Source organism: Trebonia sp., assembly GCF_030042015.1.
In the GTDB taxonomy this organism is placed as follows: domain Bacteria; phylum Actinomycetota; class Actinomycetes; order Streptosporangiales; family Streptosporangiaceae; genus Trebonia.
In genome coordinates, this window is sequence record NZ_JASIAL010000473.1 from 1 (window position 1) to 15,970 (window position 15,970).

Annotated in this window: 13 protein-coding genes and 2 tRNA genes; 13 read left to right on the top strand and 2 right to left on the bottom strand. The window is 70.3% G+C overall.

The features are described 5' to 3' along the window. Window positions 1–604: 604 nt before the first annotated feature. From Q1N79_RS25005 to Q1N79_RS25025, 5 genes are all read left to right on the top strand, one after another. Window positions 605–1,657 carry a tyrosine-type recombinase/integrase gene (locus Q1N79_RS25005; RefSeq protein ID WP_300613031.1) on the top strand — a complete coding sequence of 351 codons (1,053 nt, stop codon included), beginning with the start codon at window positions 605–607 and terminating at the stop codon, window positions 1,655–1,657. Beyond that, entirely contained in the window at window positions 1,654–4,095 is a 2,442-nt protein-coding gene (locus Q1N79_RS25010) for a tyrosine-type recombinase/integrase (RefSeq protein ID WP_300613033.1), read from the top strand. Before Q1N79_RS25005 ends, Q1N79_RS25010 begins: the two co-directional genes overlap by 4 nt. A 7-nt stretch (window positions 4,096–4,102) precedes the next feature. Beyond that, window positions 4,103–4,636, top strand: a complete 534-nt coding sequence (locus tag Q1N79_RS25015) for a DUF6262 family protein (protein WP_300613035.1) — start codon at window positions 4,103–4,105, stop codon at window positions 4,634–4,636. Between the two features lie 533 nt (window positions 4,637–5,169). Next, window positions 5,170–5,796 (top strand): relaxase domain-containing protein, encoded by a 627-nt coding sequence (locus Q1N79_RS25020; protein WP_300613116.1) that lies wholly within the window; start codon window positions 5,170–5,172, stop codon window positions 5,794–5,796. Between the two features lie 8 nt (window positions 5,797–5,804). Further along, a complete protein-coding gene (locus Q1N79_RS25025) occupies window positions 5,805–5,972 on the top strand; it encodes a hypothetical protein (RefSeq protein WP_300613037.1) in 168 nt (55 codons plus the stop codon). Between the two features lie 104 nt (window positions 5,973–6,076). On the opposite strand, the gene Q1N79_RS25030 is transcribed toward Q1N79_RS25025, so the two are convergent. Then, window positions 6,077–6,147 (bottom strand) — tRNA-Gly (locus tag Q1N79_RS25030). Window positions 6,148–6,438: 291 nt separating this feature from the next. On the opposite strand from Q1N79_RS25030, the gene gndA reads away from it, so the two are divergent. From gndA to Q1N79_RS25070, 8 genes are all read left to right on the top strand, one after another. After that, window positions 6,439–7,875 (top strand): NADP-dependent phosphogluconate dehydrogenase, encoded by a 1,437-nt coding sequence (gene gndA, locus Q1N79_RS25035; protein WP_300613039.1) that lies wholly within the window; start codon window positions 6,439–6,441, stop codon window positions 7,873–7,875. Between the two features lie 563 nt (window positions 7,876–8,438). Beyond that, window positions 8,439–9,464 carry a sugar ABC transporter substrate-binding protein gene (locus Q1N79_RS25040; protein WP_300613041.1) on the top strand — a complete coding sequence of 342 codons (1,026 nt, stop codon included), beginning with the start codon at window positions 8,439–8,441 and terminating at the stop codon, window positions 9,462–9,464. A gap of 2 nt (window positions 9,465–9,466) precedes the next feature. Continuing rightward, on the top strand, window positions 9,467–10,999 hold the full coding sequence (locus tag Q1N79_RS25045; protein ID WP_300613043.1) for a sugar ABC transporter ATP-binding protein: 1,533 nt from the start codon (window positions 9,467–9,469) through the stop codon (window positions 10,997–10,999). Further along, window positions 11,000–12,037, top strand: a complete 1,038-nt coding sequence (locus Q1N79_RS25050) for an ABC transporter permease (protein ID WP_300613045.1) — start codon at window positions 11,000–11,002, stop codon at window positions 12,035–12,037. It begins immediately after the preceding gene. A 253-nt stretch (window positions 12,038–12,290) separates the two neighbouring features. Then, entirely contained in the window at window positions 12,291–12,743 is a 453-nt protein-coding gene (locus tag Q1N79_RS25055) for a phosphate-starvation-inducible PsiE family protein (RefSeq protein ID WP_300613047.1), read from the top strand. Window positions 12,744–12,909: 166 nt separating this feature from the next. Further along, window positions 12,910–12,984: transfer RNA gene (locus Q1N79_RS25060), tRNA-Pro, on the top strand. A gap of 408 nt (window positions 12,985–13,392) precedes the next feature. Next, window positions 13,393–14,163, top strand: a complete 771-nt coding sequence (locus tag Q1N79_RS25065) for an SDR family NAD(P)-dependent oxidoreductase (RefSeq protein ID WP_300613049.1) — start codon at window positions 13,393–13,395, stop codon at window positions 14,161–14,163. Window positions 14,164–14,177: 14 nt separating this feature from the next. After that, on the top strand, window positions 14,178–15,152 hold the full coding sequence (locus tag Q1N79_RS25070; RefSeq protein WP_300613051.1) for a fumarylacetoacetate hydrolase family protein: 975 nt from the start codon (window positions 14,178–14,180) through the stop codon (window positions 15,150–15,152). A 22-nt stretch (window positions 15,153–15,174) separates the two neighbouring features. Here the strand turns inward: Q1N79_RS25070 and Q1N79_RS25075 are convergent, their stop codons facing one another. Continuing rightward, on the bottom strand, window positions 15,175–15,969 hold the full coding sequence (locus Q1N79_RS25075) for an SDR family NAD(P)-dependent oxidoreductase (protein WP_300613054.1): 795 nt from the start codon (window positions 15,967–15,969) through the stop codon (window positions 15,175–15,177). Window position 15,970 lies beyond the last annotated feature (1 nt).

The window sequence follows — 15,970 nt, forward strand, 5'->3', positions numbered from 1 at the left end:
GCGGCTCAGCCCACTCCTTCGGCTTCGCGATCTACTCCGCCGCCCACGACCGGTACGAAGACGCCATCCTGCTCACCGGACTGCCCACCGGAACACCCCAGCAAGCCCTCGACACCGCCTGCACCGTCCACCTCGCCGGCCTCGGCCACGAACCCGGCAACTGAACCCACGACGAATTAACGGAGCTACCCACTTAGCCATACGTCTAGCATCGCTTGATGCCAGCTGCTGCGGACCACGTATTCACTAGTCCCGCCTCTCTGCTTGCCGCGCTGTGCGGCCGCTCTCCTAAATGATCTTGCTGGCTTTGTTTGTCATCCTTGATCCATGATCTTCCAAGCCGTCACACCCTTTCCTCGGGGCCTTCGCCGCGTCGCGGACTGTCGCATTCCGGCTTGGGGTGATCGGTGCCCGACAGCGTAAGTCGGCGCGTCGCGCACCCATTCTGGTAGCTGATCGGTAACGTTGCGTGTCATCTGAGTCGTGTCGGGGGTGGGAGCTGGGTGGAGAGATACCGTGCGTTCGCGGTGCGGCTGCCGTCGGGGGTCCGGTACTGGACAGTGGCGGACGACGGCTGGGGGTTCACGGGGCGGCGGACGGGTTCTTGCTGCACCTGCGGCTGGGCCGGGACCGGGCGGAGTCGAGCACGAGGGCGTATGCGATCTCGCTGGCGCTGTTTCTTGACTGGTGCGCGGGGGCGGGCCTGGAGTGGCAGCGGGCTCCTCAGGTCCTGGGCCGGTTCGTGCACTGGCTGCGCTACCACGAGCCGGGACGGGCCGGGCCGCCGGATCTGTCCCGGCCGGTGCGGGGCGAGCGGCGGGTCAACTGCGTGCTGGCGGCGGTGCGGGAGTTCTTCCGGCATGCCGTCTCGGCCGGGCTGGCCGGGCCGGGCACGCTGCGGGCGCTGTTCGAGGTGGCCGGTGACCGGCCGGTGCCTGCGGAGGCTCGCGGCGAGGGTCTCGCCGGTGCCCGGCTGCGGCCCCGGCACCGGCTGCGCGAGCCGGAACGCGAAGCCGAGGCCATCAGCGACGAGGAGGTCCTGGAGCTGCTGCGGGCGTGCCGGAACGCGCGGGACCGGTTCATCGTGCTGGCGCTGTGGCGGACGGGGCTGCGGCGCGGCGAGCTGGCCGGGCTGCGGCGGGAGGACGTGCACTTCGTGCCGGACGCCACCCGGCTCGGCTGCGGCGTGAAGGGACCGCATGTGCACGTCCGGCGCCGGGACAACCCCAACGGGGCCGCGGCCAAGTCGCGGCGGTCCCGGGCGGTGCCCGCCGACTGGCTGGTCGTGCAGGCATACGACCAGTACATGAGCGACCGGGATGCCTGCCTGCCCGCTCAGTCGTGCGATTTCCTGCTGGTCAACCTCGCCCGCGGCCAGGTCGGCGGGCCGATGCGGCCCGGCGCGCTCAACGAGCTGCTGGAGGCACTGTCGGAGCGGGCGGGACTGGGCCGGCGCGCCCGCCCGCACATGGCCCGGCACGGGTTCGCGGCCAACGTGTCGGCCTCGGGCGCGACGCTGGATGAGATCAGGGACCTGCTGGGGCACCAGTCGTTCACCGCCAGCGCGGTCTACCTGCACCCCGGCCATGAGCGGCTGCGGGAAGCGGTCGACCGGGTCCCGGTGCCGCGCGGCAGCGCTCACGAGGTCCTCCGGTGACCGCGCAGCTGGCGGCGGTTCCCTGTCCGGACGCCGCAGCCGGCGATGAGCTGGCCGTCCTGCGGGGCATGCTGCGGCCGGACTTCCTGGCCCGGGCAGGCTGGGATCCCGTGGCACAGGTCCTTACCCCGGTGCGCGGTGACCCGCTGCTCAGCCTGAGGGAATGCGCGGTGGCCGGCTGCACCGCCTCGGCCGCGCACAGGCGGGCGGACCTGTGCGTGACGTGCCGCAAGCGGTGGAAGGCCGGCGAGCTGGCATGGGAGGACTTCCTCGCCCGGCCCTGCGGCGGCAGGTCCCGCGGTGAGCGGCCTTGCCTGGTGACGGGCTGCCCGCGCCCGGGTGAGTCCGGTGAGCGGCTGTGCGCTGCCCACGCCGCGCAGCGCCGGCGGCATCCTGGCCTGCCGGCCGAGTTGTGGCTGGCCCGGCCGGAGGCCGGGCCGCTGCCCTCGTTCGGGGCCTGCATCGTGGCGTCGTGCGCGGCCGCGGCGGCGAACCGCTCGGGAATGTGCAGCGCTCACAGCATCGCGTGGTGCCGCCACCGCCGTGATCACGGCGGCGCGGTCCTGGCCGAGTGGGCACGGCACGCTGCCCCGGCGGACGTGGCCGGGCACGAGGTCGTCCTGCGCGGCCTGCCCGAGCGCGTGATCGCAGAGCTGCTGGCCGGGCTGCAGCGGCGCACCGACGCCGGGCTGAAGACCCTGCCCACCTCGACCCGCTGCCTGGTCAAGCTGCTGCACGCCCGGCAGGCGGGCAGCGTGCTGGACCTGGCCCGGGTCCCCGGCGCGGAAATCCGCCCTGATGCCCGCCAGCTGCTGCGGTGGCTGGTATCGGAGCTGTACTGCCTGCTGTCCGGGCCGGAGAAGGAGCGGGCCAGGGACGTCTGGCAGCTTCGGGTATTCGGGCTGCCCGGCAAGCTGGACTTCACCGGCATCAGCCAGCGGTGGCTGCGCGAGGCGGTCAAATGGTGGGCGGCCGAGGACCTTCCGCTGCGCCGCGGCCGGGCGCCCGCCGACTCCGCCCGGGACACCATCCGCGCAGCCGAAGTGCTGTCGCTCAGCCTGCGCCTGTCCCGCGACGACGGCGGGCACCACCCCGCCGCGCTCGGCCGCCAGGACATTACCGCGTTCGCCAGCCGGCTGGCGCACCAGCAGCGGACCGGGGAGATGACTCCGGAGTCCCGGCTGCGCCTGACCCGCCGCATCTTCCGGCTCCTCAACGACGTGCACGCCCTGGGCATAACCGGCACGGGAGAAATCGCCGCCGGCCTTCCCGCCTCCTTCGTCTTGCGCCGCAGCGACATCCCCAAACACCCCGACCGTGTGCCCCGGCCGCGCAGCCTGCCCGACATGGTGCTGAAAGTGATCGCTGAGAACCTGGAGGTGTTCGAAAAGCGCTGCGGCGTGCCCGAGCGGCGGATCACCGAACTGCTCATCGACACCGGCCGCCGCCCCGATGAGATCTGCACCCTGGGGTGGGACTGCCTGGAACGGGACCCGTCCGGCAGCCCGGTGCTGATCTATACCGACGCCAAGAACAACCGGCCCGGCCGGCGCCTGCCCGTCAGCGAGGCCACCGCCGCCGTCATCACCGCGCAGAAGGACTGGACCCGCCGCCGCTACCCGCGCACCCGGCCCGGTGACCTGGCGCTGTTCCCCTGCGACAGGGGCAACAGGGACGGCACCAAGCCGATCCGCGCCGACGCCTACGGCAACGCCCACCGTGTCTTCGCCGACGAGATCGCGCACCTGCTGCTCGACGCCGACGGCCAGCAGGTCAATCCCGCCCTGGTCGTGCCGTATGCCTACCGGCACTCCTACGCCCAACGGCACGCGGATGCCGGGGTCCAGCCCGACGTGCTGCGCGAGCTGATGTCGCACCGCTCCATGCGCACCACCACCGGCTACTACCGGATCACCGAGAACCGGCTGCGCACCGCCGTCGACAAGGTCGCCCGCCACCAGTTCAACGCCGCCGGGCAGCGCGTCTTCACCGGCATCGCCGGGCTGCTGTCCGACGAGCACGCCCGCATGCGCGTCGGCCAGGTCGCCGTCCCGTTCGGCGTGTGCACCGAGCCGTCCAACGTCAAGGCCGGCGGCCACGCCTGCCCCTGCAAGTACACGTGCACCGGCTGCGGGCATTTCCGCAGCGACCCGTCCTACCTGCCCGAGCTCAAGTCCTACCTCCAGCAGCTGCTGGCCGACCGGGAACGCCTGCGCGCCGCCACCGGCCTGCAGCCCTGGGCACGCGCCCAGGCCGCCCCGCCCGGTGAGCAGGTCAGCCAGGTCCGGGAGCTCATCCGCCGGATCGAGGCCGACCTGGAAACCCTCAGCGACACCGACCGGGCGCAGATCCGGCAGGCCGTGGCCGCGATCTGCGCCGCCCGGCAGACCGTCAGCCTCGGCATGCCCGCCATCCGGCCCGCAGCCGACGGCGGGTGACCCGCTGGTGACCGGGACAACCGCGCTCGCCGAGGCCCGCCGCCGCGACGTGGCACGCCGGCGGCAGCGCGTCCGCCAGGCCCTGGCCGAGATGCGCGCCCAGGCCGCCGAGATCACCATCTCCTCGGTCGCCGCCCGCGCCCGCGTCCACCGGTCGTTCATCCACCGCCACCCCGACCTGCGCGCCGCCGTCATCGCCGCCGCCGAGGACCCCGTCACCAGCGGCCCAGCCGCAGCCAGCACCGTCAGCCGCCGGTCGCTGCAGGCCGACAACGCCAACCTCCGCGAACGCAGCCGGCGCCTCGAACAGCACGCCAGCAGCCTCCAAGACCGGCTGTCCGAACTGCTAGGCACCCAGGTCAGCCAGCGCACCGGCCTCGGCCCGCCGCCCGGCATCGCCGCGCTGAAGGACCAGGTCCAGGCCCTCCAGCAGGAGAACCTCGACCTGCGCCGCCGCGCCGAAGAACGCGAGGAAGAACTCGCCGCCGCACGGGAAGCCAACCGGCGGCTGATGGCCGGGCTGAACAAGGCACGTTCCTGAACCGGACCGCGGCAGGTCAGGAAAACCGGGCCCCCGGCGGCACCCGCACCGCACTACCCCCTGAGCCAATCCGGCACAGGCACCGGGACAGTCTCGTGAGCCAGCCTCTCAGCCCGGACACCGTCAACCGGACCGCCTTCATCCGCTTCCTCTAACCTGAAGGTCACCGAACCGGCCGCGGCGATGAAGGAACCCTGCGGCCCCGAGACTCACCTCCGCGCCAGCATCGCGGGACTTACAGGCAACGGCACACCGGTTTCCCGATTTGCGACCTGCTCACACGACCCGCGCATGTCCACGACACACGCCGCGCACGCAATGGCATCAAGAACACAGTCTGACCTGGGCAAATACAGAAATCGGACATTTCAACCCGAGAGACACATTTCACCCCGAGAGACACACCCATGCACCACCTGATGATCATGGTCAGTTCCGCCCGCTTTGCGGGGCGGAGGTAGCCCCTGGCTGTCGTCGGCACACTTAGCAAGGGCTACGACCTGGACTACGTCTGGAGGCAGATCGACCCGTCCCTGGCGCAGAACCCGGCCGGCTACTACATCGAGCCCACCGAGAAAGGCAGCGAACTTCCTGGCCGCTGGTGGGGCCCGGCCACGCAGGCGCTCGGCTTTGCGCCGGGCCAGCTGGTCGAGCGCAAGGAATATGAGCTGCTGTTCGGCGAGCGCAGGACCCCCGACGGCTCTCCCCTGAGCCGCCCGCCCGCGGGCAGCAAGAAGGCGGCCGGGATCTACGCCGGCCTCCCAGCCGCCGAACCGCAAGCCACCGCCGAGCGTAAGCGAGAACTGCGTGTCCAGGCAGCCCGGCAGGCCCGCCAGAGCCCTTTGTTCTTCGACCTGACCCTTTCCCTGTCGAAGTCGATCAGCATCTTCCACGCCTCTCTGGGCGAGAACGCCCGTCTGGCCCGCGAGGTCGGCGACATCGCTGGCGAACGCTACTGGTCAGGCCTAGTCGCCGAGGTAGACGAGCTGATCATGCAGGCCGTCCAGGCCGGCTTCGGCTACTTCCAGCGGGAAGCGGGCTACACCCGCACCGGCTCGCACCACGCCCGGGCCGATGGTCATGGTTATGCCGACGTCGGCATAAGCACGACCTGCGGCACACGGGCGGCACGCTCACGGCCGCCGCTGGCGCGACCCTGAGAGAACTGATGGCGCGCTTGGGCCACTCCAGCATGCGGGCCGCGCTGATCTACCAGCACGCCTCCCGCGACCGCGACCAGGCCATCGCGAAGGCACTCGGCACGTTCGTGCGCGAGGTCCGGACCGCCGCGGACCAGCCGTCTGCCGGGCGGGGACGCGGCGAGCAGGGCGCGTGACAAAACGCCGTGTGGCACGTGCGTGGCACGCGAGCGCCGCAGGGCACTCGGAGAGCGGGTTATCGAACACCGAAAAATTCGCCTGACCGGCCAGGACGCGAAAGAGCGGGCGACGGGAATCGAACCCGCATGACCAGCTTGGAAGGCTGGGGCTCTGCCATTGAGCTACGCCCGCGCGGTCTGCCAGGCGCAGAAGCGCGCTCACGCACCTTTCGCGCCGACAGGTCGTCACGGGTAGCGTACCGGCTCGTGCCCGCTGTCCGCACTGTGCCCACTGTCCGCACTGTGGCCGCCGACAGCTGAGCGGACCGGGTGCCGCCCGCCTGCACCGCCGCCCCGTCCCGCCGCTGTGCGAGAATCGCTGCCACAGCCGCGGAGCCCACCGCGAGCCCACCGCGAGTCCACCGCCAGCGCAGGACCCAGGCACCAGGCACCAGCGCAGACACCAGACAGAGAAGAGCACGACATGCCCGCCACACCCGAAGCGCAGATAGGCGTCACCGGACTCGGCGTGATGGGCCGTAACCTCGCCCGCAACTTCGCCCGTCACGGCTTCGCGACCGCCCTGCACAACCGGACGACCGCGCGGACGACCGAAGTCATGGACAGCTTCGGCCACGAGGGCACCTTCATCCCCAGCGAGACCGCGCGGGAGTTCGTCAGCTCCCTCGAGACGCCACGGCGGATCGTCATCATGGTGAACGCCGGCCCGGCCACGGACGCGGTGATCGAGGAGTTCGCCCCGCTCCTGCAGCCGGGCGACATGCTCATCGACGGCGGCAACGCGCACTTCAAGGACACCCGCCGCCGAGAGGCGCAGCTAAGGCAAAGCGACATCCACTTCGTCGGGATGGGCGTGTCTGGCGGCGAGGAGGGCGCGCTCAACGGCCCGTCGATCATGCCAGGCGGCTCCACCCAAAGCTATAAAGACCTCGGCCCCATGCTCGAGACGATCGCCGCCAAGGTCGACGGCACGCCATGCTGCACGCACGTCGGCCCAGACGGAGCCGGCCATTTCGTGAAAATGGTGCACAACGGCATCGAGTACGCCGACATGCAGCTGATCGCCGAGGCGTATGACCTGCTCAGGCACGCCGCAGGCGAGGAGCCGCAAGAGATCGCCGGCACCTTCAGGACATGGAACACCGGCCGCCTCGACTCCTACCTGATCCAGATCACCGCGGAGGTCCTCGCGCACACGGACGCGGCCACCAAGCAGCCCTTCGTCGACATCGTCGAAGATGAGGCCGAACAGAAGGGCACCGGCCGCTGGACCGTCCAGGACGCCCTTGACCTGGGGGTGCCGGTCAGCGGCATCGCCGAGGCCGTGTTCGCCAGGTCGCTGTCCGGCCACACCGACCTGCGCGCCGCCGCCCGCGGCCTGCCCGGACCGCGGCGGCGGGCCGTCCCCGACGCGGCCAGCTTCGCCGGCCAGGTGGAGCAGGCTCTCTACGCCTCCAAGCTGGTCTCGTACGCCCAAGGCTGGAACATGATCGCGGCCGGCAGCGCCGAATACGGCTGGGACATCGACCTGGGCGCCATGGCCGTGATCTGGCGCGGTGGCTGCATCATCCGCGCCAAGTTCCTCGACCGGATCCGCGCCGCCTACGCGAGCGACCCGCGGCTGCCGACGCTGCTCGCCGACCCGGATTTCGGCCGGGAGGTCGCGGACGCCCAGGATGCCTGGCGCGAGGTGGTGGCCACGGCGGCCCGCATCGGCGTGCCGGTGCCAGGGTTCTCCGCCGCCCTCGCCTACTACGACGCGCTGCGCGCGCCGCGCCTGCCTGCCGCGCTGGTGCAGGGCCTGCGCGATTACTTCGGCGCGCACACATACCGCCGCACGGACCGTGACGGCTCGTTCCACACGCTATGGGCCGGGGACCGCTCGGAGGTTTCCCTGTGACCCATTTCATTATCCCGAACGATCCGTGGCGCCTCCCCCGCCCGCCCTCCGCCCGGAAAGATGGTGTCCGTCTAGCGGACAGGTGTCCGTCAGCGGCGTGCGGCAGGAACCGCCACCGGTTCGGTGTGCCGCCTGTCGGTCGCCAGACGGTGCGGACCTGCCCTGCCGAAGCCGTGCCAGGCTGCCGCGTCCGCAGGGCGGACATCACTGGTAAGTCTCATTTGTGCGTAAGCCGAACGTTAGCTCTTGACACCTGCCGCAGAAACAGACACGCTTCCGATCAAGCTCAAGTGACCGTGTTGCGGACAACAGTCCGCTGACGGGGACCCCCTTCGGGAGCGATGTGTCCCGCCTCAGAGTGGAGGTTCATATGAAGGCAGCATCCGCCGGGTCCGGCCAGGCGTGGCTGCGCTGTTGAGCTATCCGCATGAACAAACCGGTGAGCCGGGCTGCCGCCCGACCCACCGGACTAACCGCTAACCCACCTCCCAGTGAGCGAGCACAAAAGGAGTTTAGCCGTGTCATATATCCCGGCAACGCGGTGCCTCCGCCGCAGTGCCGTCGTGGCGGCGTTGGCCGCCACGACGCTCGCGCTCGCTGCCTGCAGCAGTAGCAGCAGTAGCAGCAGCACCACTCCCTCGACCTCGCCGTCGGCGAGTCCTTCGGCCTCGCCGAAGCCCATGCACATCGCCTACATGTCGTTCGCCGTTGACAACACCTACGACGCCCCGATGCTGGCGGCGGCGCAGGCCGTGGCGGACACCTACGGGGCCACGCTGAAGGTGTTCGACGCGGACAACAGCCCGCAGACGCAATACGACGAGCTGCAGACCGTCATCAACTCCGGCCAGTACAACGGCATCATCACCCAGCCGATCGAGAGCACCAGCCTGGTCAGCCTCGTCGAGGAGGCGATCGCCAAGGGGATCAAGGTCGTGAACATGGACCAGATCCTCGGACCGGCCCTGGACACCGACGCGCCGCAGGTGACGGGGCTTTCGGCCAACGTGACGTTCGTGCCGACGACGATCGGCACCCAGCTCGGCCAGCAGGTGGTGGCCGCGTGCGCCTCCAAGAGCCTGAACCCGTGCAAGGTCGGCTACCTCTACGACATCAAGGACTCCTCGCTTGACACCGCGATCTACGGTGCGTTCACCGCGGCGATCAAGGGCTCCCCGGTCAAGGTCGTGACGTACGGCCAGTCCTACTTCACCCCGGCGATCGGCCTGACCGCAGTGGAGACGATGCTGGCGGCGCAGCCGACCCTGAACCTGATCGTCGGTTCCGACCAGGGCATCGAGGGTGCCATGACCGCGCTCACGACCACGGACAAGTCCTACTCAGGCAAGCTGCTCCTCGTCGGGTACGGGGCGAGCGCCGCGGCGGTGGCCGGGGTCGAGGCGGGCACCATATTCTCCGATGTGGCCCAGGCGCCCGCCAGCGAGGGCCGGCTGGCCGTCCAGGCGCTGGTCGAGGCGCTCCAGACCGGCAAGGTCAGCGGCGCCATCAACCCGGTGGCCGGCTTGCCTGACGGCGGGATTGTCACGAAGGCGGACGCGAGCCAGTTCACCCCTGAGTGGCCGGGCTGATCGTGCCGGATGCCGTAAACCTCCAGGGCGCGCATGTCGAGCTGCGGGACATCTCCAAGTCCTTCGGCGGGACGCGCGCCCTGGAGGGCGTCAGCCTGACCGTCGGCCGCGGGTCGATCCACGCCCTGGTCGGGGAGAACGGCGCAGGCAAGTCCACCCTCGGAAAGATCATCGCGGGGGCGCTCGCCCCTGATCGCGGCCAGCTCCTGCTTGACGGCGAGCCGGTCCGCTTCCACTCGCCCAGGGACGCGATCGCCCGCGGCGTCATCCTGATCGCCCAGGAACTGGCGATCGTGTCGTCGCTGACCGTCGAGCAGAACGTCTTCCTCGGCGTCGAGCCACGGCAGGCAGGCTTCCAGAACCGCCGCGGGCTGCGCCGCAAGTACACGGAGCTGGCCGCCTCGGTCGGCTTCGAGCTCGACGGCGACGCCAACGCGGGGTCGCTGCGCACCGCCGACCAGCAGAAGGTCGAGATCCTCCGGGCGCTGTGCCGCAACGCTCAGCTGATCGTGATGGACGAGCCGACCGCGGCGCTGTCGCGACCGGACGTGGAGGCCCTGCACAAGGTCATCCGCCAGCTCGCCAGGGACGGCACCACCGTGGTGCTCGTCTCGCACTTCCTGACCGAGGTGCTCGAGCTCGCCGACGAGGTGACGATCCTTCGCGACGGCCGCCTGGTGCGGACGGTGCCGGCCGCCGGGCAGACCGAGGAGTCGCTGATGGCGGCCATGCTCGGCCGGTCGTTCGACGCGACGTTCCCGGCCAAGCACTCCGCCGCGGCGGACGCCCCGGTGGTGCTCTCGGTCCGCGACCTGGTGGCGCCGGGAGTGAACGGCGTGTCGTTCGACCTGCGCGCGGGGGAGATCCTCGGGCTGGCCGGCCTGGTCGGCGCGGGCCGCACCGAGGTGGCCCGCGCGATCTACCGGGCGAACCGGGTCAGCGCCGGCACGATCAGCGTGGCCGGGGAAGGGACCGGCACGGTCGCCCTGACCGGCACGCCGCGCGCCGTCATGCGGGCGGGAGTGGCGATGATCCCGGAGTCGCGCAAGGAGCAGGGCCTGCTGCTCACCCGGTCGGTCCTGGAGAACGTCAGCCTCGCCAACCTGACGGCGGTGAGCACGGCGGGCCTGGTCAGGCCCGGCCCCGAGCGGCGGACCGCGCGCGCGGTGCTGACCCGGGTGGATGTCCGTGGCACCGGTCCCGGACAGGTCGTGAGCGCGCTGTCCGGCGGCAACCAGCAGAAGCTGCTGTTCGGCAGGTCGCTGCTGCGCGATCCGCGGGTGCTGATCGCGGACGAGCCGACCCGCGGCGTGGACGTCGGGGCCAAGCGGGCGATCTACGAGCTGCTTGCCTCGCTGACCGGCGGCGGCCTCGGCGTGCTGCTGATCTCCTCCGACGTCGAAGAAATACTCGGCCTGGCCCACCGCGTGCTGGTCATGCGCGGCGGCCGGGTCGTCGCTGAGCTCACTGGCGACGAGGTGACCGAGGCGGCGATCCTCGGCGCCGCGTTCGGTACCACCGAGAAAGGTGCGTGAATGAGTCAGCCGCAGGCCGCCACGCCCGCCCCGGAGAAGCCGGGGAGCGCGGGCAAGCCGGGTGCCTCGGTCCAGGCCATCCTCCGGGCCCGCCCGGCCGAGTTCCTCGGCCGGGCGCGCGAGGGCGGGATCATCTACCCGTTCATCCTGCTGTTCATCGTGCTGTCGGCCTGGCAGGGCTCGCTCTTCTACGGCAAGACGAACCTGCTCGAGATCCTCGACCAGCAGTCATCGACCGTGATCATCGCGGCGGCCGGCACGATGGTGCTGATCGCGGGCGGCATCGACCTGTCGGTCGGGGCGACCTACGCCCTGTGCCAGGTGATCGCGACCAAGATGGCGGAGACCGGCAACCCGGTCATCGCGATCATCGTCGGGGTCCTCGTCGGCATCGGGGTCGGCGCCATCAACGGCGTGATCGCGACGTTCTTCCGGATCAACTCGCTGATCGCCACGCTCGCGATGTCGTTCGTGATCACCGGCGTCGCCAGCCTGGTCACCAACGGGAACCTGATCTACGCCGGCACCGCCCTCGGCTACGCGAACTTCGCCAGGACGGAGTTCCTCGACGTGACGACCGCGACGTGGACGATGATCGGCGTGGTTATCATCCTCGGCATCGTGCTGTCGCGGACGATCGCCGGCCGCTACATGTACGCCGCGGGCAGCAACGCCGAGGCCGCCCGGCTGGCGGGTGTGCGGGTGCAGTGGATCAAGCTGGTCACGTTCGCGATCAGCGGCGGCGCCGCCGGCCTCGGCGGCATCATCGACGCGTCCCGGGTGCTGTCGGCGTCGTCCGCCTACGGCGGGCCTTCGCTCACGTTCACCGTGCTGGCCGGCATCGTGGTCGGCGGCACGTCGATCCTGGGCGGCCAGGGCGCGATCTGGCGCACGGTGATCGGCACGCTGTTCATCGCGATCATCTACAACGGCTTCACCCTGCTCGGCTGGAACCCGCTCTATGAGCCGATCACCGTCGGCCTGATCCTGCTGCTCGCGGTGGGCGGCGACGCCTGGTCCCGATTGCGCACGAGTTAGCGCCGCGATAGCCCCGCCGCCCAGGCGCGGTTCCCCGGCGAATGTCCAGTGCTCGAGACGCGGCACAACATAGGACCCGAGACGCAGTTTTTGTGTCCGGTTTTATCCCGTTTTGTCCCTACCGTTCGGGTCCTATCTTGGCCCGGGCGCCGCCGACCGCGCCGCGCAGGGGTTCGCCCCTGCGTGACGCCATGTCGCAATCGGCCGCAAACTGTTACGATCGCGGCTACCTCAGCGGCGGGAGGAAACCGGAGTGTCCGATGTAGCCGAGAAGAAGGAGCATCCGCGTGGGGTGGCGGGCACGATCTGGCTGCTGGAGCACGCGCAAGACCTCATATCGGTCGTGGTCGGCGTGCTGCTGGTCGTCATGGCCGTGGTGGTGCTCGTGCTCGGGATCGTCGATTTCTTCCGGGACGTCACGCACGAGTCCGTGGAGACCGCGGCAGTCAACCTGCTCAACCAGATCCTGCTCGTGCTGATCCTGGTCGAGATCACGCACACCGTGGTGCTGTCGCTGCGGGCGCACCACCTGGTCACCCAGCCGCTGCTCGCCGTCGGCCTGGTGGCCGTGATCAGGAGGATCCTCTTCGTGCTCAGCAGCGAGGCAGCGGCGAGCACCGCCGAACTGGCCCTGCTGATCGCGATGGTCGCCGTCTTCGTCGCCGCGCTGATCTTCGTATCGAGATACGACCGTACCGAAACCTGACGTCGGGCTGGCGGGACTCGAACCCGCGGCCTGCCGGAGCGACCCGACCGAGTACCGGGGCCCCGGACGTCATGTCGGCGATACTCGGGGACGTTGCCCAGACTCGGACAGTCGGCTGTCCGTGGCGCGCGATGCGTCATCCCGGAACGCTAGACTCTGGTACGCACGGGCTGTAGCGCAGTTTGGCTAGCGCGCCGCGTTTGGGTCGCGGAGGTCGCCGGTTCGAATCCGGCCAGCCCGACGCTGTGATGGCTTCGGACATCGAGGACACCGGGCTGCTGCCCAGTGAGGCAGGCAACGCTTTTCCCTTGCCGGCGGAGGCCGGGGATGGTTACCCCGTGGCAATTCAGGATGACCAGCGAGGTCAGGCCGGAAATCGCCGTGCTGCTCGAAGCTCCCGACGGGAAGGACCGCGCGCTTGGCGTCTCTTCCTTTTTCGTCTGTTGTTGTCGTGCCAGGCAGGACCGCCATCGCCCCGGCAGGCCGGCGCGGCCAGCGATAGTCCCGTAACCCGCCCCGTCGGTGCCGCATAGGTGCCAATGGCTGGCATATGGCTTGGTGATTTCCCCCGGCCCCGGTGCCCTTGTAGCGTCGCGTACGACGTTCGCGCGGGTTGCGTGCGACGGAAGAAGGGGAGCGAGCGGGCAGGATGGGGCGGCTTGACGGCAAGGTCGCGCTGATCAGCGGGACCGCGCGGGGCATGGGCCGCGCGGCGGCGCTTGAGTTCGCCACGCAGGGCGCCGCGGTATTCGGCTGTGACCTGGATGAGAAGGCGAACGCGGAGACGGTCCGGCTCGTCAGCGAGGCCGGCGGTGTAATGGCGGCGCTCGCGCCGGTCGACCTGGCAAGCGCCAGCGGCGCGCGGGCGTGGGTGGACGCGGCGGTCGCGGAGTTCGGCGGCCTGGACATCCTCTACAACAACGCTTCCGCACTGCGCAACGGCCCGCTCATGGAGCTGTCCGACGCTGATTGGCACTTCACGATCAAGAACGAGCTGGACATCGTCTGGTATTCAGTGCGCGCCGCCTGGCTCGAACTGGTCAGCCGCGGTGGCGGGTCGATCGTCAACGTCGCCTCGATCGCCGCGAAGCTCGGCGCCCGGTTCGCCGGCCAGGTGCCGCATGGCTCGGCCAAGGGCGGGGTGCTGGCCATGACCAAGCACCTGTGCGTGGCCGGCGGCGCGTACGGGATCAGGGTGAACGCCATCCTGCCCGGCCTGATCTACACCCCCGAGACCGCCCGGTATATCGACGACCCGGACGGGCCGCTGCCCGGGATCCTCGCGAAGATCCCCCTCGGCAGGTACGGGCACGCGCATGAGGTCGCCAAGCTCGCTGCGTTCCTGGCAAGTGACGACGCCGCGTTCATCACCGGAGCGGAGATCGCTATCGACGGCGGCGATGGATCGGTGGCCGCGTAGCTGAAGGGGCTGAAATGAGGTTCGCACGCTATGAATATCAGGGGGCCGTCATCGACGGAGTGCTCGGGGCCGGCGACCGGCTGCACGGGCTTGCCCCCGGCCAGGACATCGATGGCGTGATCGGGCGCGGGGGGCTCGCCGCCCTGCTCGACTCTGGCGCCGCCGCGCTGCGCGGTACGTCAGGCCCGGCGGTTGCCGACGTCCGGCTGCTCCCACCGCTGCATCCCGCCTCGATCCGCGACTCCGTCTCATTCGAAGCGCACGTCGAGGGTGCCCGCAAGTCCCAGGAGGGAGCCGTAGACCCAGTGCCGCAGCGGTGGTACGAGGCGCCGTGTTTCTTCTTCACCAGCCCGCATGCCTGTATCGGTGCCTTCGATGATGTGGAGCGCTTCCCGGACTGCGAGCAGTTCGACCTCGAACTGGAAGTGGGCGTCGTCTACGGCGCCTACGGGAAGAACCTCACGCCGGAGGAAGCCGAGACCGGGATCGTCGGATACACGATCTTCAACGACTGGTCGGCGCGGGATCTGCAGCGCCTGGAAGGCCAGCTGCCCTTCGGTTTCTTCAAGGGCAAGGACGGCGCGCACACGCTCGGCCCCTACCTGGTGACCGCGGACGAGCTTGAGCAGCACAAGACCGTCGATGGCTTCCTCGACCTGACGATGCGCGCGTCTATCAACGGCCAGCTGCTCGGCGAGGACTCCCTGGCCAACATGGCGTTCACCTTCCCGGAGCTGATCAGCTTCGCCTCCCGCGGCTCGGTGGTCGCTCCGGGTGATGTCCTGGCCTCGGGAACCTGTCAGCGTGGTTGCCTCACGGAGATCTGGGGCCGGGCCGGCGAGCGGGTCCCGCCGCCGCTGGTCCCCGGCGACGTGGTCACGTTGGAGGTCGAGGCCATCGGCACGATCAGCAACCGCGTGGTCGAGCCCGCTCCGTTCCCGCCGGTCCCGCACGCACGCAAGGGCCAGCCGCGCGGTCCGAGGCACTAGGCCGCGGGCCGCGGGCCGCGCGTTACCTTGTGCCGTGAGCCACGGCCAGCGCGTCCGTGATCGACTTGGCGCCGCCGTGCGCTGTGTGGCCGCCGTCGACTGGGATCTCCGCCCCGTTGATGTACGATGCGCGGGCCGATAGCAGGAAGACGACCACATCGGCGACCTCCTCCGGGCGCCCCTCCCGGCCCGCGAGGGTCTGCGTCACGCTGGCCTGGACGAACACCGGATCGGCGCCATCCAGGATCGGCGTGTCGATCGGGCCGGGATGCACCGCGTTCACCCGGATGCCGCGCCTGGCGAGCTCGAGTGCCGCGACCCGGGTCAGTCCGCGCAGGCCCCACTTCGAGACGGTGTACGCGAGCGCGTGGTGTGCGGTCAGCCCTGCGATGGAGCCGATGTTCACGATCGCGGCGTCATCGTTTTCCGGCATCAGCGGGACCATGGTCCGGATGCCGAGCATGGCTCCGGTGAGGTTGATCCCGATGACCCGCTCCCAGCCGGCCAGGTCCATGTCGAGCAGCCGCGCCCGGTAGGGGACGCCGGCGTTGTTGACTAGCCCATGGACTGGACCGCCGGCCAGGTGTGCCGCCAGGCCGGCCCACTGTTCCTCGCTTGATACGTCCAGGTGCCAGTACTCCATGGAGCCCGGGCCGGCCGTCGTCAGCCGGGCTGCCAGTGCCCTGCCCTCGCTGTCGAGGACATCCGCGCCGATAACCCGCGCCCCCTCGCGGACCAGGATCTCCGCCTCTGCGGCGCCCTGGCCGCGCGCGGCTCCGGTGACAACGACCGTCCGGCCGCTCAGTCCGCAGTCCATC

Coding starts and splice junctions, on each gene's coding strand:
- Q1N79_RS25025 (WP_300613037.1), top strand. CDS start 5,805: ATGGCGCGCTTGGGCCACTCCAGCATGCGGGCCGCGCTGATCTACCAG.
- gndA (WP_300613039.1), top strand. CDS start 6,439: ATGCCCGCCACACCCGAAGCGCAGATAGGCGTCACCGGACTCGGCGTG.
- Q1N79_RS25050 (WP_300613045.1), top strand. CDS start 11,000: ATGAGTCAGCCGCAGGCCGCCACGCCCGCCCCGGAGAAGCCGGGGAGC.
- Q1N79_RS25065 (WP_300613049.1), top strand. CDS start 13,393: ATGGGGCGGCTTGACGGCAAGGTCGCGCTGATCAGCGGGACCGCGCGG.
- Q1N79_RS25070 (WP_300613051.1), top strand. CDS start 14,178: ATGAGGTTCGCACGCTATGAATATCAGGGGGCCGTCATCGACGGAGTG.
- Q1N79_RS25075 (WP_300613054.1), bottom strand. CDS start 15,969: ATGGACTGCGGACTGAGCGGCCGGACGGTCGTTGTCACCGGAGCCGCG.